The organism is Streptomyces sp. NPDC049597, from assembly GCF_040675505.1.
Classification (GTDB): domain Bacteria; phylum Actinomycetota; class Actinomycetes; order Streptomycetales; family Streptomycetaceae; genus Streptomyces.
Window position 1 is genome coordinate 14372 of the sequence record NZ_JBFAOY010000001.1, and the last position, 22750, is coordinate 37121.

Annotated in this window: 19 protein-coding genes; 8 read left to right on the forward strand and 11 right to left on the reverse strand. The window is 73.2% G+C overall.

Annotation, left to right across the window (positions count from 1 at the left end; translation table 11 throughout):
* Window positions 1–69: 69 nt before the first annotated feature.
* From AB0K02_RS00070 to rsmH, 3 genes are all read right to left on the reverse strand, one after another.
* Window positions 70–2025, reverse strand: a complete 1956-nt coding sequence (locus tag AB0K02_RS00070) for a penicillin-binding protein 2 (protein WP_365990042.1) — start codon at window positions 2023–2025, stop codon at window positions 70–72.
* Between the two features lie 4 nt (window positions 2026–2029).
* Window positions 2030–2641 (reverse strand): septum formation initiator family protein, encoded by a 612-nt coding sequence (locus tag AB0K02_RS00075; protein ID WP_365990044.1) that lies wholly within the window; start codon window positions 2639–2641, stop codon window positions 2030–2032.
* Window positions 2642–2712: 71 nt separating this feature from the next.
* Window positions 2713–3669: a 16S rRNA (cytosine(1402)-N(4))-methyltransferase RsmH gene (rsmH, locus tag AB0K02_RS00080; protein ID WP_365990045.1), complete on the reverse strand. Its 957-nt coding sequence runs from the start codon at window positions 3667–3669 to the stop codon at window positions 2713–2715.
* Window positions 3670–3950: 281 nt separating this feature from the next.
* Between rsmH and AB0K02_RS00085 the strand changes: the two genes are divergently transcribed.
* The 4 genes from AB0K02_RS00085 to AB0K02_RS00100 all read left to right on the forward strand — a co-directional run bounded on the left by AB0K02_RS00085 (window position 3951) and on the right by AB0K02_RS00100 (window position 9628).
* Window positions 3951–4496, forward strand: coding sequence for a carbonic anhydrase (locus AB0K02_RS00085; RefSeq protein ID WP_365990046.1), 546 nt, complete (start codon window positions 3951–3953; stop codon window positions 4494–4496).
* A 199-nt stretch (window positions 4497–4695) separates the two neighbouring features.
* Window positions 4696–5742 (forward strand): MoxR family ATPase, encoded by a 1047-nt coding sequence (locus AB0K02_RS00090; RefSeq protein ID WP_365990047.1) that lies wholly within the window; start codon window positions 4696–4698, stop codon window positions 5740–5742.
* Window positions 5742–7112 carry a DUF58 domain-containing protein gene (locus AB0K02_RS00095; protein WP_365990048.1) on the forward strand — a complete coding sequence of 457 codons (1371 nt, stop codon included), beginning with the start codon at window positions 5742–5744 and terminating at the stop codon, window positions 7110–7112. The genes AB0K02_RS00090 and AB0K02_RS00095 overlap by 1 nt, the downstream gene beginning before the upstream one ends.
* A complete protein-coding gene (locus AB0K02_RS00100; protein WP_365990049.1) occupies window positions 7109–9628 on the forward strand; it encodes a DUF3488 and transglutaminase-like domain-containing protein in 2520 nt (839 codons plus the stop codon). Before AB0K02_RS00095 ends, AB0K02_RS00100 begins: the two co-directional genes overlap by 4 nt.
* A gap of 467 nt (window positions 9629–10095) precedes the next feature.
* On the opposite strand, the gene AB0K02_RS00105 is transcribed toward AB0K02_RS00100, so the two are convergent.
* The 3 genes from AB0K02_RS00105 to AB0K02_RS00115 all read right to left on the reverse strand — a co-directional run bounded on the left by AB0K02_RS00105 (window position 10096) and on the right by AB0K02_RS00115 (window position 12208).
* Window positions 10096–10491 (reverse strand): DUF3040 domain-containing protein, encoded by a 396-nt coding sequence (locus AB0K02_RS00105; RefSeq protein WP_365990050.1) that lies wholly within the window; start codon window positions 10489–10491, stop codon window positions 10096–10098.
* A 246-nt stretch (window positions 10492–10737) separates the two neighbouring features.
* Window positions 10738–11526: a methyltransferase domain-containing protein gene (locus AB0K02_RS00110; RefSeq protein WP_365990051.1), complete on the reverse strand. Its 789-nt coding sequence runs from the start codon at window positions 11524–11526 to the stop codon at window positions 10738–10740.
* Between the two features lie 100 nt (window positions 11527–11626).
* Window positions 11627–12208: an SAV_6107 family HEPN domain-containing protein gene (locus AB0K02_RS00115; RefSeq protein WP_365990052.1), complete on the reverse strand. Its 582-nt coding sequence runs from the start codon at window positions 12206–12208 to the stop codon at window positions 11627–11629.
* Window positions 12209–12384: 176 nt separating this feature from the next.
* Between AB0K02_RS00115 and AB0K02_RS00120 the strand changes: the two genes are divergently transcribed.
* From AB0K02_RS00120 to AB0K02_RS00135, 4 genes are all read left to right on the forward strand, one after another.
* Window positions 12385–13431: an ATP-binding cassette domain-containing protein gene (locus tag AB0K02_RS00120; protein WP_365990053.1), complete on the forward strand. Its 1047-nt coding sequence runs from the start codon at window positions 12385–12387 to the stop codon at window positions 13429–13431.
* Complete coding sequence (locus AB0K02_RS00125; protein ID WP_365990054.1) at window positions 13403–15490, forward strand: YhgE/Pip domain-containing protein; 2088 nt, start codon at window positions 13403–13405, stop codon at window positions 15488–15490. The genes AB0K02_RS00120 and AB0K02_RS00125 overlap by 29 nt, the downstream gene beginning before the upstream one ends.
* A 29-nt stretch (window positions 15491–15519) precedes the next feature.
* A complete protein-coding gene (locus AB0K02_RS00130; RefSeq protein WP_307715937.1) occupies window positions 15520–16134 on the forward strand; it encodes a TetR/AcrR family transcriptional regulator in 615 nt (204 codons plus the stop codon).
* A 647-nt stretch (window positions 16135–16781) separates the two neighbouring features.
* Window positions 16782–18278 (forward strand): NAD(P)/FAD-dependent oxidoreductase, encoded by a 1497-nt coding sequence (locus tag AB0K02_RS00135; protein ID WP_365990055.1) that lies wholly within the window; start codon window positions 16782–16784, stop codon window positions 18276–18278.
* A gap of 75 nt (window positions 18279–18353) precedes the next feature.
* On the opposite strand, the gene AB0K02_RS00140 is transcribed toward AB0K02_RS00135, so the two are convergent.
* The 5 genes from AB0K02_RS00140 to AB0K02_RS00160 form a co-directional block, all read right to left on the reverse strand.
* Window positions 18354–19202, reverse strand: a complete 849-nt coding sequence (locus AB0K02_RS00140) for a hypothetical protein (RefSeq protein WP_365990056.1) — start codon at window positions 19200–19202, stop codon at window positions 18354–18356.
* Between the two features lie 51 nt (window positions 19203–19253).
* Entirely contained in the window at window positions 19254–20171 is a 918-nt protein-coding gene (gene metF / locus AB0K02_RS00145; RefSeq protein ID WP_365990057.1) for a methylenetetrahydrofolate reductase [NAD(P)H], read from the reverse strand.
* Between the two features lie 146 nt (window positions 20172–20317).
* Complete coding sequence (thiE, locus tag AB0K02_RS00150; protein WP_365990058.1) at window positions 20318–20968, reverse strand: thiamine phosphate synthase; 651 nt, start codon at window positions 20966–20968, stop codon at window positions 20318–20320.
* A gap of 136 nt (window positions 20969–21104) precedes the next feature.
* Entirely contained in the window at window positions 21105–21470 is a 366-nt protein-coding gene (locus AB0K02_RS00155; RefSeq protein WP_177152789.1) for an Rv2175c family DNA-binding protein, read from the reverse strand.
* Window positions 21471–21514: 44 nt separating this feature from the next.
* Window positions 21515–22744 carry an FAD-dependent oxidoreductase gene (locus AB0K02_RS00160; protein WP_365990059.1) on the reverse strand — a complete coding sequence of 410 codons (1230 nt, stop codon included), beginning with the start codon at window positions 22742–22744 and terminating at the stop codon, window positions 21515–21517.
* Window positions 22745–22750: the final 6 nt, after the last annotated feature.

A 22750-nucleotide genomic window follows, 5' to 3' on the forward strand; every position in this document is an offset into this window, starting at 1 on the left:
AAAACAGGGGGCGTCCCCGGCTCGGTTCCCGGGTCGTGGGGTGATCGTTGTCACTGGTGGTTCCTCCGGTCACTCGCCGGGGTCGAAGCTCACGGGCAGTCGGGCCGGTGCCTTGCCGGTCGGTGCGACCTGCAGGGTCTTCAGCGCGAACTCCATGACCTTTTGGTAGACGGGGCCGCAGATCTGGCCACCGAAGTAGCTGCCCCTGGTGGGGTTCTGGATGGCGCAGTAGACGGTGATCTCCGGGGCGTCGGCCGGGGCGAAACCGGCGAAGGAGGCGGTGTAGCCCTTGTAGCGGCCGAGTTCGGGGTCGACGCGGTTGGCCGTTCCGGTCTTTCCGGCGACGCGGTATCCGGGGATGCGTGCCTTGGTGCCGGTGCCCTCCTCGTCGTCGACGACGGATTCGAGCATGGTGGCGAGCGTCTTCGCGGTCTTCTCGCTGACCACGCGGGTCTTCTGAGGCTCGGGCGCCGCGGTGAAGTGCCCGTCGGGGCCCCTGGTGCCGCGGACGAGCGTGGGCTCGATGCGTACGCCGCCGTTGGCGATGGTCGAGTAGACGGAGGCGGCCTGCATCGCGTTGATGGACAGGCCCTGGCCGAAGGGGATCGTGTACTGCTGCGAGGTCGACCAGTCGGCGGGCTCGGCGAGGATGCCGGCGGTCTCGCCGGGGTAGCCGAGGCCGCTGGTGCTGCCGATGCCGAACTTGCGCAGGTAGGAGTGGAGCACCTGGTTGGCCTCGCGCTGGGTCTTCCCCAGCTGTCCGGTCGCGAGGATGGTGCCGATGTTGCTGGACTTCGCGAGGACGCCGTTGAGCGTGAGGTACCAGGTGGGGTGGTCGATGTCGTCCTTGAAGAGCCGGTCGCCGCGGTGCAGGCGGTTGGGGACGACGACATGGGTGCCCGGGGTGGCCTTCTTCTCCTCCAGCACGGCGGCCATGGACATGACCTTGGCGGTGGAACCCGGCTCGTACGCGTCCTGGAGGGCGGCGTTGCCCATGGCGGTGGCGTTGGCCTGAGCGAGGTCGTTCGGGTCGAAACCGGGGGCGTTGGCCATGGCGAGGATCTCGCCGGTGCGGGTGTTCTGCACGATCACATAGCCGCGGTCGGCCTTGGACTTGCCGACCTGGTCCTCGATGGCCTTCTGGGCGGCCCACTGGATGTCCCGGTCGATCGTGAGCTCGATGTCCGAGCCGGGGACGGCGGGCACCTCGCGGGAGCCGGCGGTCGGGACGCGCCGGCCGCCGGACTGGACGTAGGTGACCGTGCCGTCCTTGCCCGCGAGCGTCTTGTCGAGCATGGACTCGATGCCACCGCCGCCGCGGCCCTCGCCGTTGACGTAACCCAGTATCCCGGCGGCGAGATCACCGTTCGGGTACACGCGCTTGCTGCTGGGCTCCTGGAAGACTCCCGCCAGGACGTTGGCGCCGCGGCCGCCCCTGCGCTTGTCGGCTGCGGCCTTCTGCGCGTAGACGCTCTTGAGGTCCTTGATCTGGTTCCACACCTGGGGGGTCTGGCGGCGGGCCAGAACGGCGTAGCGTGAGCCGGGCTTTTTGAGCTTCTCGGCCAGCGTGGCGGCGTCGGCCTGGAGGATGGGGGCGAGCAGCGCGGCCGCCTGTTCGGGCGCGTCGGGGGCCTTGCTCTCCTTGGGCGTGAACATCTTGGGGTCCGCGGTGATGTCGTGCGCGTCGACGGAGGTGGCGAGCGCGATCCCGGCCCGGTCGGTGATCTCGCCGCGCTCGGCGGCGAGTGTGTAGCTGAAATAGCGGTTCTTGTCCGCCTTGGCCGCGTAGGCGCTGGCGTCGACGGCCTGTACCTGGAGCAGCCGTACGACGAAGGCCAGCATGACGAGCGTGAGGCCCAGGCTGACCAGCCGCAGCCGGGGCCGGGGGCTGCCCAGCGTGATGGTGCGCGGGGCGGGGCGTGCGCCGCGGGGCGCGGGGCGCCGGGCGGGCCGGCCGGAGGGCGGCCCGGAGGGACGCCGGGCGGGGCCCGGCACGCGCCGCCGCGGGGGCTGCTTGGAGGGCACTGCGTCACCTGCCGGTGGTCGTCGGGGTCGGCTGCGGGGACGTGCGGAACGGATCGGCGGCGGGGGCGGTCCCCTGAGGTGCGCTCTGCGGCGAGGACGGCGCGGGGGACGGTGCGGTCGGTGCGGGCGCGGTCGGTGCGGGCGCGGTCGGGGACGCCGCGGGCGCGGCCGTGGGCGACGCCGAGGGCCCGGCGGAGGGGGCCGCCGTCCCGGGGACCTGCTGCGGCTTGGGATCCGGCGAGGGCAGGGCGGTGGCCTTGCCGGGGACGCCGCGCACCGTGCCGTCCGGGCCGAGGAAGGCGGGGCTGCCGCCGGGGACCATGCCCAGCTCGCGTGCGCGGCGCTCGAGGGCGTCGGGGGCGGAGTAACTGTCGACGTCGCGCTGGAGCGCCTGCTGCTGGTCGGTGAGCTCGGTGGTCTTCTTCTTCAGCTCGCTCAGCTCGAAAGAGCCCTGGCTGAGGGAGGAGTTGAGCATCAGCAGGGTGATCAGCCCGCCGGACAGGAGCAGTACGACCAGGAGGACGAAGGGGGTGCGGGCGGCGGTGCTCGGCCCCGACGGCATCAGCCGCGCGAGTCGCGCGGCCCTCCCTTTCAACTGCCTGGCCGCTGTGCTCAAGGTGTCCTCCGCATCGCTTCCGTGCCGCCGTTCACCCGCGTATGCCGCTCAACCGCGTCTGTGGACCCCGCTCACGCGACGTCCTCGCGGATGCGCTCCGCCGCTCTCAGACGCGCCGGCGCCGCACGGCGGTTCTGGGCGACCTCTTCGTCGGTGGGCAGCTCGGCGCCGCGCGTCAGCAGCTTCAGCCGCGGCTGGTACTCCTCCGGGACGACGGGCAGCCCGGGGGGCGCGGTGTTGGCGGCGCCGGCCGCGAACACCTGCTTGACCAGCCGGTCCTCGAGCGAGTGGTACGACAGGACCGCGATGCGCCCGCCGACGCCGAGCGCGGCGACGGCGGCGGGGACGGCGCGCTCCAGCACGCTCAGCTCACCGTTGACCTCGATGCGCAGGGCCTGGAAGGTGCGCTTGGCCGGATTGCCGCCGGTCCGCTTGGCGGCCTGCGGCAGCGCGTCGCGGATGAGCTCGACGAGCCGGGCGCTGTTGCTGAACGGCTCCTTCTCCCGCTCGCGCACGATCGCGGACACGATCCGCTTGGCCTGCTTCTCCTCGCCGTACGCGCGCAGGATCCGCACGAGCTCGCCGGCCGGGTAGGTGTTGAGCACCTCCGCGGCGCTCATCCCGGTCGTCTGGTCCATGCGCATGTCGAGCGGGGCGTCCTGGGCGTACGCGAAGCCGCGGTCGGCCTCGTCCAGCTGCATGGAGGAGACGCCGAGGTCGAACAGGACGCCGTCGACGCGGCCGACGCCGAGACGGTCGAGGACGCCGGGCAGCTCGTCGTAGACGGCGTGGACCAGGGTGGCGCGGTCACCGAACCGGGCGAGCCGCTCGCCGGACAGCCGCAGGGCCTCCTTGTCCCGGTCCAGGGCGATCAGCCGTACCTCGGGGAACTGCGTCAGCAGGGCCTCGCTGTGTCCGCCGAGGCCGAGGGTGCAGTCGACGGCGACCGCACCGGGCCTCTCCAGGGCCGGGGCCAACAGGTCCAGGCACCGCTGGAGCATCACCGGGACGTGTCGGGTCTGGCTCATGCGCCCTCTCAGGTCCGGCGCGGGCGGGTCAGGGCCGGGCCGTGCGTACGCCGCGCACGCGGGGAAGTGTGGGGAAATGTGCGGATGCCACCGAATGGGCTGGTGACGTCCGTGAACTCCGCGTCACTTTAGTCCACTGGTACGGCCGGTCAATCAACCCCTCCGCGCGTCGCACCTGCCTCGGAGCCACACTTGTGGGTTACCTCACAACAAGGCTCGTTGACGTTCTTTGTCCGGCCTCACAGCGGGCCCGCACCCCCCGTGACCGTTACCTTCGAGCCATGTCGACTTCTGCCAAGCAGTCCCCCGCCGAGGCCGTCCGCACCGGCGGAACCGTCACCGACCGTCTCGTCGAGGCGAACAAGCGCTACGCCGCCGACTTCCGCGACCCCGGAATGGACGCCCGTCCGGTCCTCCAGGTCGCGGTGGTGGCCTGCATGGACGCCCGGCTCGACCTGCACGCCGCGCTCGGCCTGGAGCTCGGCGACTGTCACACCATCCGCAACGCGGGCGGCGTGGTCACCGACGACGTCATCCGCTCGCTCACCATCAGCCAGCGCGCCCTCGGCACCCGCAGCGTGATACTCGTCCACCACACCGGCTGCGGTCTGGAGAGCCTCACCGAGGACTTCCGGGTCGAGCTGGAGGAGGAGGTCGGCCAGCGGCCGGCGTGGGCGGTCGAGTCCTTCCGCGACGTCGACCAGGACGTGCGGCAGTCGATGCAGCGGGTGCGCACGTCGCCGTTCCTGCTGCACAGCGACGACGTCCGCGGCTTCGTCTTCGACGTCACGACGGGTCTGCTCAGGGAGATCGACCCTGCTGAGTGACCGGTCGGCCGCCCGATAAACAGGTCAACCCCGGCATATCCCTCTCAGTTGTCCACAGGCAAGTGACACAACGCGGTGAGGCCAACAAGAATGCGGGTGTGACGCCATCCCGGAACTTTCCGGAGGCGGTGTCCGTGTTTCGGGGTGGGCCGTGCCGTGTCATGCGCACAGGCCCTATGAACGGGCCGAGGAGGGCCGGGTGACGACCTATGACGATCGAGCGAGCCTCACGGATCTGACCACGACGGCGGAGCGTGTCCGCAGGTCGGTGGAGAGCGTGATCGAGGGCAAGCCGGAGGTCGTACGGCTTTCGCTGACAGTGCTGCTCGCCGAGGGGCATCTGCTCATCGAGGATGTCCCCGGCGTGGGCAAGACGATGCTGGCCAAGGCGCTGGCGCGCTCCATCGACTGCTCGGTGCGGCGTATCCAGTTCACGCCCGACCTGCTGCCCTCGGACATCACCGGTGTGTCGATCTTCGACCAGCAGCGGCGCGAGTTCGAGTTCAAGCCGGGCGCGATCTTCGCGCAGATCGTGATCGGCGACGAGATCAACCGCGCCTCGCCCAAGACGCAGTCCGCGCTGCTGGAGTCCATGGAGGAGCGCCAGGTCACCATCGACGGGCACAGCTACGAGCTGCCCGACCCGTTCATGGTGGTCGCCACGCAGAACCCGGTGGAGATGGAGGGCACGTACCCGCTGCCCGAGGCCCAGCGCGACCGCTTCATGGCGCGCGTGTCCATCGGGTACCCGAGCGCGGCCGCCGAGGTGCAGATGCTCGACGTGCACGGCGGTGTCTCACCGCTCGACGACCTCCAGCCGGTGGCGCACGCCCACGACATCGTGAAGCTGATCGAGGCCGTGCGCGCGGTGCACGTCGCCGAGTCCGTCCGCAGGTACGCGGTGGACCTCGTCGCGGCCACCCGCAGCCATCCCGACCTGAGACTGGGCGCGTCGCCGCGCGCCACCCTGCACCTGCTGCGCGCCGCCAAGGCGTCCGCCGCGCTCAGCGGCCGGGAGTACGCCCTGCCGGACGACGTCCAGGCGCTCGCCGTGCAGGTGCTGGCCCACCGTCTGCTGCCCACCGCCCAGGCCCAGCTCAACCGGCGCACCGCCGAGCAGGTCGTCCTGGACATCGTGCAGCGCACCCCCGTGCCCACGACCGGCAGCGCCGACGGCGCGTACGTGACGGGCCCGCAGGGTCAGCGGCCGCTGTACGGGCAGCAGTCCGGCGCGCGGCGGCTGTGATGTCCGCCGCACGTCCCGCCGCTCCCCCGGGCCCAAAGGACGAGGACAAGGGCGGAGTACGGGCCGCGCTCGGCGGGCTCACCACGCGCGGCCGCTCCTTCCTCGCCGCCGGAGTGGCCGCAGCGGCCTGCGCGTACGTGCTGGGCCAGAGCGATCTGCTGCGGGTCGGGCTGCTCCTGGCCGCCCTCCCGCTGATCTGCGTCGCCGTGCTCTACCGCACCCGCTACCGGGTCGCGGCGAGCCGCCGGCTGTCCCCCTCGCGGGTCCCGGCCGGCGCGGAGGCGCGCGTGCATCTGCGCATGGACAACGTCTCGCGGATGCCGACGGGCCTGCTGATGCTGCAGGACCACGTGCCGTACGTGCTCGGCCCCCGGCCCCGGTTCGTGCTGGACCGGGTCGAGGCGGGCGGCCGCCGCGAGGTGTCCTACCGGGTGCGGTCCGACCTGCGGGGCCGCTATCCGCTCGGCCCGCTCCAGCTGCGCCTGAGCGACCCGTTCGGCATGTGCGAACTGAGCCGTTCCTTCAGCGCGTTCGACACCCTCACCGTCATCCCGCGCACCGAGGTGCTGCCGGCCGTGCGGCTGGCCGGCGAGGCGTCCGGCTACGGCGACGGCCGACAGCGCACCCTGGCGCTGGCCGGTGACGACGACATCATCCCGCGTGCCTACCGCTACGGGGACGACCTGCGCCGGGTCCACTGGCGCTCGACCGCGCGCTACGGCGAGCTGATGGTCCGGCGCGAGGAGCAGCCGCAGCGCGCCAGGTGCACGGTCCTGCTGGACACCCGTCGGATCGCCTACCAGGGCGGGGGCCCCGACTCGGCCTTCGAGTGGGCCGTCTCGGGAGCCGCGTCCGCGCTGGTGCACCTCCTGGAGCGCGGCTTCGCGGTCCGGCTGCTGACGGACACGGGCAGCTCTGTGCCGGGCGCCGGAGCCGAGGGCTTCGCCGGCTCCCAGGAGTCCGCGGACTCCGCCGGACTGATGCTCGACACGCTCGCGGTCGTCGACCACTCCGACGGGGCCGGTCTGTCCCGCGCGATCGACGTCCTGCGCGGCGGCGACAGCGGCGGCAACGAAGGGCTGCTCGTCGCCTTCTTCGGCGACCTCGACGAGGAACAGGCGGCGCTCGCCGCCCGGATGCGGCAGCGCAGCGGCGCCGCGGTCGCGTTCGTCCTGGACAGCCGGACATGGGTGACCGGCGGGACGGTGACGGGCACGGTCGACGAGCGGCTGCGGCAGTTGCGCGAGGCGGGCTGGACGGCGCTGGCCGTGGGGCCGGGCACACCGCTGACCGATCTGTGGCAGCAGGCGGGCCGGGAGCGCACCCAGGCTCCCGGTGGTACGAACGGCTTCTCGGAGGGTTGGTCATGAGCGGTCGGGCGAGGCTCGCCCTGTGCTCCTACGCCGCCACGCTGATGGCGGCGGGAGCGCTGCTGCCGCTGGTCGATCCGGCCGGCTGGATGCTGCAGGCGGCTCTCCTGCTGGCGCTGCAGAGCGGCGTGGGCGCGCTGGCCCGGCGGGTGCCGCTGGCCGGAGCGCTGACGGTCTGCGTGCAGACGCTGGTCACCCTGCTGGCGCTCACCGTGGTGTTCGTCCGCGAGGCGGCGATCCTCTGGCTGGTTCCGGGTCCGGAGGCGTTCGCCCGGTTCGCGGACCTGTTCGGCGCGGGCTACGACGACGTGAGCCGGTACGCGATCCCCGCCCCGGCCACCGACGGTATCCGGCTGATGCTCATCGGCGGGGTGCTGGTGATCGGTCTCGCGGTCGACGCGCTGGCCGTCACGTACCGCAGCGCGGCCCCGGCCGGGCTGCCGCTGCTCGCGCTCTACACGGTCGCGGCGGGTCTGTCCGACGGCGGTGCGGGCTGGCTCTGGTTCCTGCTGGCGGCCTCCGGCTATCTGCTGCTCCTGCTGGCCGAGGGCCGCGACAGGCTCTCCCAGTGGGGGCGTGTGTTCGGCGGACCCCCGCCGAACCGGGCGCGGCCGGGCGGCCCGTTGGAGTCCGGCGGGACGGCCCACGCCCCGGTCCGCACCGGTCGGCGCATCGGCGTGGTCGCGCTGGGCGTGGCCCTCGTCGTACCGGCCGCGCTGCCCGCTCTGGACGGCGGCCTGTTCGACGGGACGGGCAGCGGTGGCGGCCGGGGCGGGAGCGGCGGTGGCACGATCTCCGCGGTCAACCCGCTCGTCTCGCTGCAGAACAGCCTCAACCAGCCGCAGGACCGCGAGGTCCTGCGCTACCGCACCAACGCCCCCGACACCCGGGGCATGTACCTGCGCATCGTCGCCCTGGACCGCTTCGACGGCACCGCGTGGCGCTCCTCCGAGCGCAAGGTGCAGGGCGTGCCGGATCGGCTGCCGGAGCCGGACGGGCTCAGTCCTGCGGTCGGTGTCACCGAGATCAGGACGAACCTGTCGGCGGCGGGTTCGTACAAGCAGAGCTGGCTGCCGATGCCCTATCCGGCGACGAAGGTGGCCATCGACGGGCGCTGGCGTTACGAGCCGGCCGGGCGGACCCTGGTCGGCGACCGCGGCCAGACGACGGGCGGCGTGCAGTACTCGGTGAACAGCCTGGTCGTACGGCCCACCCGGGAGCAGCTCGCGCAGGCGATGGCGCCGCCGTCGGACCTGAAGCGCGAGTACACCCAGGTGCCCGACGTCCTGCCGGAGTCGGTCAGGGAGACCGCGCTGCAGGTGACCAGGGGCTCCGCCAACGACTTCGAGCGGGCGACGAAGCTCCAGGAGTGGTTCTCCGAGGACGGCGGCTTCACGTACAACACGCAGGCCCGCTCGGGCACCGGCGTCGCCGCGATCAGCCGCTTCCTTAAGCAGAAGGAGGGCTTCTGCGTCCACTTCTCGTTCTCGATGGCCGCGATGGCCCGGACGCTGGGCATCCCGGCGCGGGTCGCGGTGGGCTTCACGCCGGGCAGCCCGCAGTCCGACGGCACGATGTCCGTCGGTCTGCGCGACGCGCACGCCTGGCCCGAGCTGTACTTCGAGGGTGTGGGCTGGACCCGGTTCGAGCCCACCCCGAGCCGCGGCTCGGTGCCGGAGTACGCGCAGGAGCAGGCGCCGTCGGGCGGTGCCACCGACCCTGCGCGGCCGGAGGCCGGTGACACCGCCGCGCCCTCGGCGCAGCCGGTCGCCCCGGACGCCTGCCCGGAGCACGAGCGCCGCCTCGGCGAGTGCGGGGCAGCCGCGCCGCGCGACATCGAGCAGCAGACGGACGAGGGTTTCCCGTGGCAGGCGGTGCTTCTCACGGGCCTGGGCATGGTCGCCGTGCTGGTCCTGCTCCTGCTGCCGCTGCTGTGGCGGATCACCACGCGGACGCGGCGGCTGAGCGGGATGGGCCAGGCACCGCCGAAGTCCGGCGCCACGTCGGGCTCGAAGTCCGGGCGGAAGGGCGCCGGGGCCGTCGATCCCCTCGGTGAAGGTGCTCCCGCTCCCGCGAGCGCCGGCTCCATGGCGCCGGTGGACGATCCGGCGGGGACGCTGGCGGTCTGGCAGGAGATCACGGACACGGCCTGGGACCTCGGCATCCTGCCCGACGAGTCGCAGACGCCGCGGAAGGCCGCTGCCCGGATCGTCCGGCTGGGCAAACTGACCGACGAGCCCGCGGCGGCGATGCACCGCACGGCCCGGGCGCTCGAACAGGTCCTGTACGCCCCCGTTCCGCGCCCGGCCACGGGACTCGCGGACGACGCCCACCTCATCCGCGACGGCCTGCGGGCGGGCGTGAACCGGCGGACCCGGCTGCGGGCGCTGCTGCTGCCCCGGTCGTCGGTCCGCGTGCTCTGGGCGCTGTCGGCCCGCTGGGAGTCCCTCCGCCCGCGGTTCGCCCTCCCCGACTGGCTGACGCGCTTCCCCCGCCCGACCCGGCAACGGGGCTGAGCCCGCCCCTCGGGGCGGGCAGGTCCTCGGCTGGCGAGGCGGCTTCGAGCCACCGAGGGCCGAGCCGGGGGGCGGGCGCGCGGTTTCGCCCCGCGAGGGCCGGGCCCGGGAGCGGGCGCGCGGTTTCGCGCCCGCGAGCGCCGGCCGGGGTGCGATGCCGGCTCGGACCGGGCCGGACCATGGGCGGCGCGGGGCTTTCGGGTCCCCTGAGGTCGGGAGCGGGCGCGCGGTTTCGCGCCCGCGAGGGCCGGCCGGGGTCCGGTGCCGGCTCCGGCCGGGGCCGGACCATGGGCAGCGCGGGGCTTTCGGGCCCCCTGAGCCCCCGGGCAGCGGCTGCGGCTGCGGGCCGGAGCCGGCCATCGGCGGCCGGGTCAGGACGGGCCCGGCGGAACACGTGGACGCACAGGTGAGGGGCGACGCTCCACGCGTCGCCCCTCAATCGTGCGTGCGGGTCCGGCAGCGCCGGATCACTGGCCTTGTTGCTCGTCCCGGCGGCGCTGCCACCGCTGTTCGATCCTGTCCATCATCGACCTTCGCGGGTGGGACTGCCGACGTCCGGCCGAACCTCCGGAAGCCTGCTGCTCGCCCGGCTTCGGCGCCTTGCGCCACCCGGTGACCGCGAGAACCGCGCAGCCGAGCATCACGAGGAAACCCACGACGCTGACCCAGATCTGCTGCGCGACCATTCCGGCCATGAGGAGCGCGATACCCACCAGGAAGCCTGCGACTGCCTGGTAGACCCGTCGCCGGGTGTACGTACGCAGCCCGCTTCCCTCGAGCGCTGTAGCGAACTTGGGATCTTCGGCGTACAGCGCTCGCTCCATCTGCTCGAGCATTCGCTGCTCGTGCTCCGAGAGCGGCACGGAGTCCTCCTCGTCGTCGGTCGCGGGGGCGACCGGTATGCGGCCCTTTCAGGATAGGCAGGGATTCGCCCCCGTGAAACCCGCCCTCTCACCAAACCAGTCCGGGCCGCCATGCCGATCGAAGTCACTGAGGCGTTGATTCCCCAACCTCCGATCCGTCATGCCGGACGGTGTCCCCCGATCATACGGGGCGAAGCCCTCGATCGGGGGGTCACCGGCGTAGTCCGTCTGCGGCTGCGCCGCTGATCAGCCCCGCTTCTCTCCCAGGACGTGGAGCTGGGTGGCCACCGAGTGGAAGGCAGCGAGCTCGGCGGCCGCCTCCTCCAGCTTCAGGAGCGCTTCCAGGGCCCCGGGCTCCGTGTCCACCAGGACCCCGGGGACCAGGTCGGCGAAGATCCGCACACCGTGGACGGCGGAGACCTCCGCCCCGGCACCGGCGACCAGTTCGGTGAGCTGATCGGCGGTGAACCGGCGCGGCACCGGGTCGCCCGCACCCCAGCGCCCGTTGGGGTCGCTCAGGGCCTGGCGCGCCTCGGTGAAGTGACCGGCCAGCGCCCGGGCCAGGACCGCCCCGCCGAGCCCGGCGGCGAGCAGGCTGATCGCACCGCCCGGACGCAGGGCGTCCACAGCGTTGCGCACACCCTCGGCCGGGTCGTCCACGTACTCCAGGACCCCGTGGCACAGCACGGCGTCGAAGCTGCCGCGCTCGACGACGTCGAACACGCCGTGGACGTCTCCCTGGACGCCGCGCACCCGGTCGGCGACGCCGGCCTCGGCCACCCTGCGCTCCAGGGCGAACAGCGCGTTCGGGCTGGGGTCGACGACGGTGACACGGTGGCCGAGGCGGGCCAGGGGCACCGCGAACTTACCGGTGCCGCCGCCGGTGTCGAGGACGTCCAGGGAGTCCGAACCGGCCGCCTTGACGCGTTGGTCGATGGCGTCCTTGAGGACTTCCCACACCACGGCGGTGCGGAGCGAGGCGCGGGAGGGTCGCGGTGGGGTCTCCCCACCGGAGGCAGGGGAAGGGTCCGGCACGGCAGTTGGCTCCTCGGGCGATGTGCTGGTGAGACGCCGTCCACCCTATTGCCTCCACCGGTCCCGCAGCGCTCCGTCCCGGCTCACAGCTCCTCCCGGCTCACGACTCCTCCCGGCCGGTCCCGCCGCTCGCACCGGGCCGGTGCGCCGCCTGTGACCGCTGATGCGGGTGCTCCGGCCTCGGCTGGGGCAGCACCGGCTGCAGCACCAGCAGCCGCTCGACGAGGCGCAGGAACATCGCGGCGTCGCGCATCAGGTCGTCGGCGTCCCGGGCGCTCGCCGCGCCCCGTATCCCTGCCTCGGCCCGGGCCCGGCGCTCCGCCCCCGAGGCGAAGAGCAGGCTCCACTCGGCCAGCTCGGGCGCTATCTCCGGCAGGACCTCCCAGGCACTGCGGATGCGCTGCCGGCGGCGGGGGTTGGTCTCCGGCCGGCCGCGGGCGGCGAGCACGGCGGCGGCGGTGCGCAGCGCGGCGAGGTGGGCTGTGGCGTAGCGCTCGTTCGGCACGTCCAGGACGGCGGCCTCCTCGAGACCGGCGCGCGCCTGGGCGAGCAGGTCGAGGGCGGCGGGCGGCGCCGAGGCCCGTCGCTGGACGGGGTGGACGTCGTGGGCGGGACCGGTCAGTGAGGGGGCAGGGCCGGTGGCGCGGCGCCGGGACGCGGCAGCTGCGGAGTGGCTGGCCATGACGAGCCTCCTGTCGTCGGGTGACGGCGCTGTGGCCGTATGTGTCCATCGTGAGGGCCACCACTGACAATCGCCCTGACCTGCGACTTTGCCCCGATCCCGGGTTCGGGGTAACTTCTGTACTGACCAGTCAGTTCAAAGAAGAGGCGGCAGTGGGCGAAAAGGGGGTGGGGGCCGTGGAGAGCCCGCACGGGGCGGCGGTGGCGGCCGACGGGTTCGGACTCGAGGGGCCGCGCGGCTGGGCCTTCCGCGCGGTCGGCTTCGAGGCCGCGCCCGGGTCGCTCGTCGCGATCCACGGTCCGTCGGGCTCGGGGCGCACGTGCCTGCTGCTCGCACTCACCGGCCGGATGCGCCCCTCCGAGGGCCGTGCCGAGGTCGGAGGGCTGGAGCTGCCGCGCAGGATGGCGTCCGTCCGGCGGATCAGCGCGCTCGGACCTGTGCCGGGCGTCAGCGATCTGGATCCGGCACTGACCGTCGCCGAGCACCTCCGCGAGCGCGCCCTGCTGCAGCGCCGCTTCGACGGCTCGCTGCGCGCGCTGCTGCGTCCGCGCGCCGAACGCGCCGCCGAGACGCGCGCTCGTATCGACCGCGCCCTGGAGGCGGCCGGGCTGGATGTGGCCGCGCTCCCCAAGCAGGAGCGGACGGCCGTGCGCGACCTGGAACGGCTGGAGGAGCTGCGTCTGTCCGTCGCGCTCGCCCTGATCGGCCGCCCGCGGCTGCTCGCCGTCGACGACATGGACCTCAAGCTCTCGGACGCCGACCGCGCGGAGGCATGGGCGCTGCTGCGCGGCGTCGCCGAGGGCGGCACCACCGTGCTGGCGGTGTGCAGCCAGGCCCCCGAGGACGCGACCGTCGTCCGCCTGACGCCGGCGCGGGACGGGGACGGGGACGGGGACAGGGCTGACGCGGGCGAGACCACGGCCGAGAAGCCCTCGCCCACTCCCCGCGCAAAGCGCCCCGCCGCTGCCGACGGCTCCCACGAGGCCACCGGGGCCGCCGGGGCCACCGACGCCAGCGGGGCCACCGACGCCACCGCGCCGGCCCACGCCGCCGGTCCGGCCGACCGGGCCCCGGCCGCCGACGCCGGCGAGCCCGCCGAGGCCATGCCCGCCGGCGAGGACCCGAAGGCCATTCACGCCGCCGAAGCCACGCCTCGCGGCGATCACCAGGACACGACCGAGGAGGGGGCGGCCGATGCGCTCGCCGAAACTGGCCGCGCTTGAGCTGAGGCGCTTCGGCAGGGGAAAGCTGCCGCGCGCCGCTCTCGTCGCCGTACTGCTGCTGCCGCTGCTGTACGGAGCGCTGTACCTGTGGTCCTTCTGGGACCCCTACAGCCGTCTCGACAAGATCCCGGTCGCCCTCGTCAACGACGACAGGGGTGCGACCGCCGGCGGCAAGGAGATCCGTGCCGGTGACGAGATCACCGAGGGGCTGCGCGACAGCGCGGTCTTCGAGTGGCACGAGGTGAGCGACACCGAGGCCCGCGACGGCGTCGAGAACGGCACGTACTACCTCTCGCTCACCATGCCCGAGGACTTCAGCGAGCGGATCGCCTCCAGCTCGGGCGACTCCCCCGAGACGGGCGCGCTCCGGGTCCGTACGAACGACGCCAACAACTACATCGTCGGGCAGATCTCCCGGACGGTGTTCTCCGAGGTGCGCACGGCCGCGTCGACGAACGCCTCACGCGGCTTCCTGGACCGCATCTTCATCTCGTTCTCCGACATCCACGACGCCACCGCGGAGGCGGCGAAGGGCGCCGACAAGCTCAAGGACGGGGTCGGCAAGGCGAAGAAGGGCTCGAAGGACCTCGCCGACGGCCTCGAGAGCGCGAAGGCGGGCAGCGGGAAGCTGGCGAGCGGCATCACGAAGCTGGACAAGGGCGCCGGCGAGCTGGAGACCGGTTCCCGGCAGGTGGCGGCCGGCACCCAGGAGCTGGCCGACAAGGTCAACCGCATCGCCACCGACGTCCGTCCGTACCTGAAGGACAACGGCAGGACGATCGGTCACACCGCCCGGCTGGTGGCGGACTCCTCACGCGCGGTGCGCCACAACCTCGACCTCCTGGCGAAGAACGCCCCGGAGAAGGCCCGGCTCGCCCACAGGTCGGCCGACGAGCTGAGCGAGATGTACCGCACGCGCTGCGAGGAGAACCTGCTCCCCGACCCCGGCTTCTGCCCCGCCCTCAAGCGCGCCGAGGTCACCGCGGCCGACGTGGCCGCGATCGCCGACGACGTGAACGCGCTCGTCGCGGACAACAACGGCGATCTGAAGGTGATGACCGGTCACCTCAGGAAGCTCGAGAAGCAGGCGGACGACCTCGCGGCCCGCTCGCCGAAGCTGGACGAGGACCTGGAGTACGCCGTCGGCAAGATCAACGAGCTCAACAGGGGCGCGCACAAGGTGGCCCGCGGGGCGGACCAACTGCACACCGGCCTGACCAGTGCGAAGACCGGTTCCACGGATCTCGACGCGGGCGTCGGCCGGCTCAACAAGGGTGCGGGCGCTCTGGACGGGGGGCTGTTCCGGCTGTCCGGCGGCTCGAAGGAACTGGCCGGCGGGCTCCACGACGGCGTCGGCAGGATCCCGGACTACGACGAGAAGGACCGCGACCGGCGTACCGAGGTCATGGCCGACCCGGTCCAGCTGGCCGCCCGGTCGCTGCACGAGGCGCCCAACTACGGCACCGGCTTCGCGCCCTACTTCATCCCGCTGTCCCTGTGGGTGGGATCGATGGTCGCGTACATGATCATCCAGCCGTTGAACCGGCGGGCACTCGCCGCGGGCGCGTCCGCCTGGCGGATCGCGCTGGCCGGCTGGCTTCCGGTGGCCGCGATCGGTCTGCTCCAGGTCGCCGCCCTGATGTCCGTGCTGCGCTGGGGACTCGGGCTGCGAGCCGCGCAGGCCGCGGGCACCGTCGCCTTCCTGGCGCTGGTCACCTGCTGCTTCGCCGCGATCATCCAGTGGCTCAACGCCCGCTTCGGCGCGGCGGGCCGGATCCTCGTTCTCGCGGTGCTGATGCTCCAGCTGACCAGCGCGGGCGGCACCTATCCGGTACAGACGAGTCCGGCGTTCTTCAACGCCGTCCACCCCTTCCTGCCCATGAGCTACGTCGTGGAGGCGCTGCGCCGGCTCATCACGGGCGGCGGTCTCGGCCCGGTCTGGCAGGCGAGCGTCGTGCTCGCCGCCTTCACGGCGGGAGCGCTCGCGCTCACCGCGGTCTCCGCCCGGCGCAAGCAGGTGTGGACACTCGACCGCCTGCACCCGGAGCTGAGTCTGTGACGGCGGTGCGACCTGTGAGAATCGACGCCATGGACAGCACGAGCACCAGACGCCGGGCGACGCGTGCCAAGCTCTACGAGGCCGCCGTGACCCTCATCGCGGAGCAGGGGTTCTCCGCCACCACGGTGGACGAGATCGCCGAGCGCGCCGGGGTCGCCAAGGGCACGGTGTACTACAACTTCAAGAGCAAGACCGAGCTCTTCGAGGAGCTGCTCCGCTTCGGTGTCGGCCTGCTGACCTCCTCGCTTCAGCGGGCGGCGGACGAGACGGCCGAGCGCGGCGGCACCAAGGTCGAGGCGCTGGACGCGATGATCAGGGCCGGTCTGGTGTTCATCGACCGCTACCCGGCCTTCACCCAGCTGTACGTGGCCGAGCTGTGGCGCACCAACCGGGCCTGGCAGTCCACCCTGCTCGTCGTCCGGCAGGAGGCCGTGGCCGTCGTCGAGAGGGTGCTGCGGGAGGGCGTCGAGGCCGGCGAGTTGAGCGACGAGATCGACGTCCCGCTCACGGCCGCCGCTCTGGTCGGGATGGTGCTGGTGGCGGCGCTCGACTGGCAGGCGTTCCAGCGGGAGCGGTCGCTCGACGACGTGCACGGGGCGCTGTCGCTGCTGCTGCACGGACGGGTGAGCGGACGACGCGACTGAACGCGAGGGCCCGGGCCGGATGTTCCGGCCCGGGCCCTCGCACAGTCCCCCGTGTCCCCCGGTTCCCCCGTTCCCCCTGCCCCCGTTTCCTCCCCGTTTCCCCTGTTCCCCCGTGGCCCGGAGAGTCCGTCCCCCGTCGTTCCCCTGTGGTCGTGGACTCTCCGGCGTTCTCCCCGTTCCGGCAGGGGTGCCGCGCCGCTCCGAAGCCCCGTGTCGCCGGTGCCGGCGCCGCGCCCCTCCCGTGGTCCCCACTCTTCCGTCCGCGCAGGTGGGAACCCATCCGCGCGGCTACTCATCTCGGCACCTAGGTACGGATACTCAGCCCTGTGTGCTCACCCCCATCCCGCACCGCCTCGGCCTGGTGACGATCGCGTCCGTGTCCGTACTCCCCCTCGTCTTCACCAGCGGCTGGGCCAGCGGGATCAACTCGTCTTCACCAGCGGCTGGGCCAGCGGGATCAGCGGTCGCCGCCGCGATCGTCGCGGGGACGCTGCTCGTGCCGGGCATCCTCACGGTGGCCTTCCCGGCCACGAGGATCCGCCGCTTCCCGCGGCGCCGGGCGCCAGGAGGAGCGGCGCATGGCCGCCGCGGGCGTGATCCACAGGCCACGGGAATGAGCGTCAGCGGCGGTCGATAAAGTCGGCCGCATGGCACGAATTGCGGTGATCGGCGCCGGCATGGGCGCGATGGCGGCTGCCGCCCGGCTGGCCACGGCAGGCCACCGGGTGACGGTGTACGAGCGGTCGGCGACACACGGGGGGTCGGTGGGCCGCCTCGAGCGCGACGGCTTCGCCTTCGACACCGGGCCCGGTCTGCTCCACCTGCCCGCCGTGTGGCGGGATCTGTTCGTCAAGACGGGCAAGGAGCCGCTGGAGCGGTGCGTCGAGCTGATCCAGGTCGATCCCGCGAGCCGGCACGTCTTCCCCGACGGCACGGACGTGTCCCTGCCGAACGCCTCGCGGTCCGGCATCGTCTCCGCGCTCGACGCGGCCCTGGGGTCCGGTGCCGGTGAGCGCTGGGGCGAGTTCCTCGGGCGGGCCCGCGAGACATGGGAGCTTTCACGTCGGCCGCTGCTCGAGGAGCCGCTGCCCGCCGACCCCTCGCCGCTCTCCCGGGATCCCTATCCGGCGCTGCGTCGCGGCCTGTTGCGGCGTCCGGCCCGCACGCTCGGCGAGATCGGCGGGCGGGAGCTGCGCGATCCGCGCCTGGCGGCGCTCCTGGGCAGCCATGCGGTGGCCTACGGGCTGGACCCGCGCACCGCGCCGGCGTCGGCCGCCGTCCTGCCGTACATGGAGCAGACCTTCGGCTCGTGGTACGTGAAGGGCGGCCTGCGCGCGCTCGCGGACGCCGTGTACGAGCGGTGCCTGGCCCGGAAGGTGGAGTTCGTCTTCGGGGCGGCGGTGACCGGCGTGCTGGAGAAGGACGGCCGGGCGGCGGGTGTGGAGCTTGCACCGGGCGGCCCTGTCGAGGCGGACGTGGTGGTCTGCGGTGCTCTGCTGCCGTCCCTGTTCGAGGGGCACGCCGGGGAGCCGAGCCGCCGGGAGCAGCGGCCGCACTGGCAGTCGCGGGTGCGGACCGGGCGGGTGACCGTACATCTGGCCCTGCGGGGGGGCCGTGAGGCTGCTGCCGTGCACCGCACCGTGGTGCACGCGCCGGACCCGGCCGCCGAGTGGGACGCGATCGCGGCCGGGCGCACGGCACCCCACCCCACGGTGACGGTCCTGCGGCCCGACGACCCGCTGCTGCGGCCGGACGGCGACCACGAGACGGTCACGCTGGTCTCCACCGTGCCGAACGGCCTGCACGGCGGGCAGTCCTGGGCCGAGGCCGCCGAGCAGGCCGCTGACCGGATGGTCGCGGCGGCCGCGACCGCGGTGCCGGACCTGCGGGGGCGAATCCTGTGGCGCAAGGTGCGCAGCCCCGAGGACACCCGGCACGACACGGGCACGGACCGGATCCCGGCCCCGGCGCTCGCGGGCGCGTCCGGCGCCTTCCTGCCCGTGGCGAACGCCGCGCGGCTGCCCGGCCTGTACGTCGCCGGGGGCTGGGCGCACCCGGGCGGCGGGCTGGCGCACGCGGGGATGTCGGGGGCGCTGGTGGCCGGGCTGATCGTGGAGGGCGCGGAGTTCCGCGGTTCCCAGTGAGACGGGCGTGAGACGGGCGTGAGACGCGCGTGGGACGGGCCGGACTGACCGCCGGCCCGTGGCCGTGCGGGCGGCTCAGTAGCGGTACTGCTGCTCGTCGTGGCCGGATCCAGCCTCGTAGCCGTACGGCGACGGCTGTTCCTGTGGCATCGGAGGGATCTGCTGGTCGCCGTCGCGCTGCTGGGGCACCCAGACCCCGCCCGCCGGCGTGTCGCCGTACTGCTGCGCGTACGGGTCGGCGTACGGATGCTGCGTTCCGTAGGTGTCGTAGCCGCCGTAGGAGGCCGCGTACTGCTGTCCGCTGCCGTAGGGGTCGGCGTAGGCGGGGTACGGCTGGCCGGATCCGTAGTCGTAGGGGCTTGCGTCGGCCGGCTGCCGGGGCTGCCCCTGGTCGCCGTAGGCGTCGTACGCCCCGTAGCCGGTGGGGGCCGCGCCGTACGCGGCGTAGGGCTGATGCGGTTCCTGTTCCTGCTGCCGGGCAGCGTAGGCGTCCTCGGTGTATATGCCGTACTGACCGGTCTCGTCAGGCAGCGGCTGGGGTTCGTAGACCTCGGGCGCCTCGGGGGCGTGCGGCGGCTCGGAGGACTCGTAGGAGAGGTCCGAGACCTCCAGCGTCGGCTCCCGCTCGGCCTCCGCGGGGGCGGACCTGCGGCGCCTGCTGACCCCCGGGCTGCCGCCCAGCGCCCACCCCGTGGAGAAGCCGCGCCGGAAGGAGAGGGTGACGTACGTCTGGCCGACGGCGAAGGCGGCCGCGCCGAGCGCGATCACCACGACGGAGGGCAGCAGCACGCCGACGACGACGCCGAGGAACCCTCCGAAGGCCAGAACGCGCCAGCGCAGTCGCGCCTTGTACTGCAGCAGCACCTCACCGAGCAGCCACAGCGCGACGATGCCGAACGCGATGTAGAGGACCGTCCAGCCCATGCCCGTCCCCCTCCTGCGGCCGCCGCCCGGGGTTGTGGCGGGTATGGCCGGTCACGACTGCTGGTGCAGTCCGAGATTCTCGTGGATCTCGAGCGTCGCCGTGGAGTTGTTGAGCGTGATGAAGTGCAGTCCCGGGACATCCTCGGACAGCAGCCGTGCGCAGAACTCCGTCGCGAACTCGATGCCAATGGAGCGTACAGCGGCCGGATCGTCCTTGACCGAGAGGATCCGGTCCCGGAGTGAGTCGGGGAAGGCGGCGGTGCTCAGCTGCGGGAGCCGCTCCAGCTGCTTCACGCTGGTCACGGGCATGACCTCGGGGATGATCGGGGTCTCGCAGCCCGCCGCGGCAAGGCGGTCACGGAGGCGGAAATAGTTTTCGGGCTCGAAGAACATCTGTGTGATGGCGTAGTCGGCGCCCGCGCGGCACTTGTCGACGAAGTGCCGGATGTCCGTGTCCCAGTCGGTGGAACGCGGGTGCATCTCCGGGAAGGCCGCGACCCCGACGCAGAAGTCGCCGGACTCCTTGATGAGCCGCACCAGCTCGGCGGCGTACATCACGCCCTCGGGGTGCTTGCCCCACTCGCCCATCGGGTCGCCGGGCGGGTCGCCCCGCAGCGCGAGGATGTTGCGGATGCCCGCGTCGGCGAACTGGCCGATCATGTTGCGCAGTTCGGCGACGGAGTGGCCGACGGCGGTCAGGTGGGCGACCGGGGTGAGGGTGGAGTCGGCGGCGATCTTCTGCGTGGCCTTCACGGTGCCGGCGCGGGTGGACCCGCCGGCGCCGTAGGTGACGGAGACGAAGTCGGGCGCGACCGCCTCGACCCTGCGCAGCGCGTTCCAGAGGTTCCTCTCGCCCTTGTCCGTCTTGGGCGAGAAGAACTCGAAGGAGTACGTCGTCTCGCCTGTCGCGAGCATGTCGCGCACGGTGCGCGCGCGATCCGTCCTTGTGGAAGCAGTGCCGAGGGCCATACGGGCAGGTTAGCCAGGCCTGGCGGGTCACCCAACCAGATCAGGGGATTTTGTCGCCTTTTGCCTGTCTCGTGTCCATACTCTGGACACCCGTGAGACACCGTGGCGGCACCGGCGGCCCGCCGCGCCCGTGTCAGTCCGCCCGCTCAGGCGCTGCGCTCCCTGATCCGCTTCGCCAGACCGGCGGCCGCCGCGGCCGGATCGTCGGCCTCCGTGATCGCCCGTACGACGACGACCCTGCGCGCCCCCGCGTCCAGCACCTCGTCCAGGTTGGACGCGTCGATGCCGCCGATCGCGAACCAGGGCCGGTCGCTCCCGAGCGAGGCCGCGTAGCGCACGAGACCGAGGCCGGGGGCGAAGCGGCCCGGCTTGGTGGGGGTGGGCCAGCAGGGGCCGGTGCAGAAGTAGTCGACGCCGGGCTCGGCGGCGGCCGCGTCCACCTCGGCCTCGGCGTGCGTCGAGCGGCCGATGAGCACCCGCTCGCCCAGAATCGCCCGCGCGGCGGGAACGGGCAGGTCGCCCTGGCCCAGGTGCAGCACGTCCGAGCCGATGGCGTGGGCCACGTCCGCCCGGTCGTTGACCGCGAGGAGCTTGCCGTGGCGCCGGCAGGCGTCGGCGAAGACCCGGAGGTGCTCCAGCTCCTCGCCCGCCTCCATGCCCTTGTCGCGCAGCTGGACGATGTCGACGCCGCCGGCGAGCACGGCGTCCAGGAACTCCGCCAGGTCGCCCTGGCGCTTCCGGGCGTCCGTGCACAGGTACAGGCGGGCGTCGCCGAGCAGTTCGCGAGCCGTGGACATGGTGCTTCCCCCCGCAGGATGGGTGATGAGCGGCGCGCGGGTACGGGCGGGGGCCGTGCGGCTCCCGCCCGTACCCGCGCGCTCCGATGGTTCGGGACGAGGCCGTCCTGTCAGGACGGGGACGTCGGGACGGACGTCAGACGGCGAGCGCCTGAGCCCGGCGCTTGACCTCCGTGCCGCGATTCTCGCTCAGGGCCTGCGCCGGGGTGCCCGGCAGGGTCGGGTCGGGAGTGAACAGCCACTCCAGCATCTCTTCGTCGGTGAAGCCGTCGTCCCGCAGCAGCGTCAGGGTCCCGGAGAGGCCCTTGACCACCTTGTTGCCGTCGATGAAGGCGGCAGGCACCTGCAGTGTCCTGTTCTCACCACGGCGGACGGCGATGAGCTGGCCCTCCTTGACCAGCTGCCGCACGCGCGTCACCTCGACATCGAGCATTTCCGCGATGTCGGGCAGGTGGAGCCAGGCGGGGACGAGAGCATCGATCTTTGCGTCAATCTCGGTCACAGGAACAAGCCTGCCATCTGCGACTGACAGCCGGTAGCCGACGCCTACGCGGTCGCCGCCTTCAGGGGGACGGACGGGTCGGCGGCCAGGGCCGGGTCCAGCCGCGCGCCGGACGCCACGAGCCTGCGGCCCTGTGCCAGGTCACGCGGCCTGTCGACGGCGAGCAGCGCGACCAGCACGCCCTCGCGCAGCCACAGCACCGACCACTGGGCGTCCACGGCCGGGGCGCCGCGCCACAGCAGCGTGTCGCCCGCCGGATGATGGCCCGCGTACTGCACGAAACGTCCGAACTGCTCCGACCAGAAGTACGGCACCGGGTCGTAGACCGGGGCGGCCCCGAGGATGCCGGCCGCGACCGTACGCGGACCCTGCAGGGCGTTGTCCCAGTGGTGCACGAGCAGCCGCGTGCCGTAGCGGCCCGAGGGGTAGGAGGCGCAGTCCCCCACGGCGTAGACGTCGGGCGCGGAGGTGCGCAGGTGCCGGTCGGCGACGATCGCGCCGTCGGGGCCGAGCTCGATGCCGCTGCCGGCGAGGGCGGCGGTCGCGGGCCTGGCGCCGATGCCGACGACGACGGCCCCGGCCGCGATCCTGCGCCCCGATCCGGCCAGCACCACCGTGCCCGGCTCGACGGCGGCCACCTGCTCGCCGGTGAGCAGCTCGGCACCCGCCTCGGCGTACCAGCGGGCCATGGGCGCCGCGACCTCGGCGGGCAGGGAGCCGGCCAGCGGACGGTCGGCCGCCTCCACGACGGTCACCGCGCAGCCCGCCTCGCGCGCGGCGGTCGCGAACTCCGCGCCGATCCACCCCGCCCCGACCACCACGATGTCGTGCTGCCGCGCGAGGACGGGCCGCAGCCGGGCCGCGTCGTCGAGCGTGCGCAGCAGATGGACGCCCGGGACACCAGCGGTCCCGGGCAGGGCGACGGGCTCGGCTCCGGTGGCGAGGACGAGGACGTCGTACGGGACGGGTCCGGCGGCGGTGTCCACCTCGTGCGCCCCGGGGCGTACGCCGGTCACCTCGCAGCCGAGCCGCAGGTCGACGCCGAGCGCGTCGAAGTCGATGTCGAACGCGGAGCCCTCCGCCGTGCCGAGCAGGATCGCCTTGGAGAGCGGCGGCCGGTCGTACGGCTGGTGCGGTTCGGCGCCGATGAGGGTGACCGGTCCGGTGAAGCCCTGTTCGCGCAGGGCGACCGCGGTCTGCACCCCGGCCATGCCCGCGCCGACCACGACGACGCGCCGTCCGTCCCCTGCCTGCTCCTGCGTGTGCTCGCTCACCGGACC

Bases quoted from the DNA above. Each gene is read 5' to 3' on its own strand.
- rsmH (WP_365990045.1), bottom strand. From the start codon at position 3,669: ATGAGCCAGACCCGACACGTCCCGGTGATGCTCCAGCGGTGCCTGGAC.
- AB0K02_RS00085 (WP_365990046.1), top strand. From the start codon at position 3,951: ATGTCGACTTCTGCCAAGCAGTCCCCCGCCGAGGCCGTCCGCACCGGC.
- AB0K02_RS00095 (WP_365990048.1), top strand. From the start codon at position 5,742: ATGTCCGCCGCACGTCCCGCCGCTCCCCCGGGCCCAAAGGACGAGGAC.
- AB0K02_RS00100 (WP_365990049.1), top strand. From the start codon at position 7,109: ATGAGCGGTCGGGCGAGGCTCGCCCTGTGCTCCTACGCCGCCACGCTG.
- AB0K02_RS00115 (WP_365990052.1), bottom strand. From the start codon at position 12,208: ATGGCCAGCCACTCCGCAGCTGCCGCGTCCCGGCGCCGCGCCACCGGC.
- AB0K02_RS00125 (WP_365990054.1), top strand. From the start codon at position 13,403: ATGCGCTCGCCGAAACTGGCCGCGCTTGAGCTGAGGCGCTTCGGCAGG.
- AB0K02_RS00130 (WP_307715937.1), top strand. From the start codon at position 15,520: ATGGACAGCACGAGCACCAGACGCCGGGCGACGCGTGCCAAGCTCTAC.
- AB0K02_RS00135 (WP_365990055.1), top strand. From the start codon at position 16,782: ATGGCACGAATTGCGGTGATCGGCGCCGGCATGGGCGCGATGGCGGCT.
- AB0K02_RS00140 (WP_365990056.1), bottom strand. From the start codon at position 19,202: ATGGGCTGGACGGTCCTCTACATCGCGTTCGGCATCGTCGCGCTGTGG.
- metF (WP_365990057.1), bottom strand. From the start codon at position 20,171: ATGGCCCTCGGCACTGCTTCCACAAGGACGGATCGCGCGCGCACCGTG.
- thiE (WP_365990058.1), bottom strand. From the start codon at position 20,968: ATGTCCACGGCTCGCGAACTGCTCGGCGACGCCCGCCTGTACCTGTGC.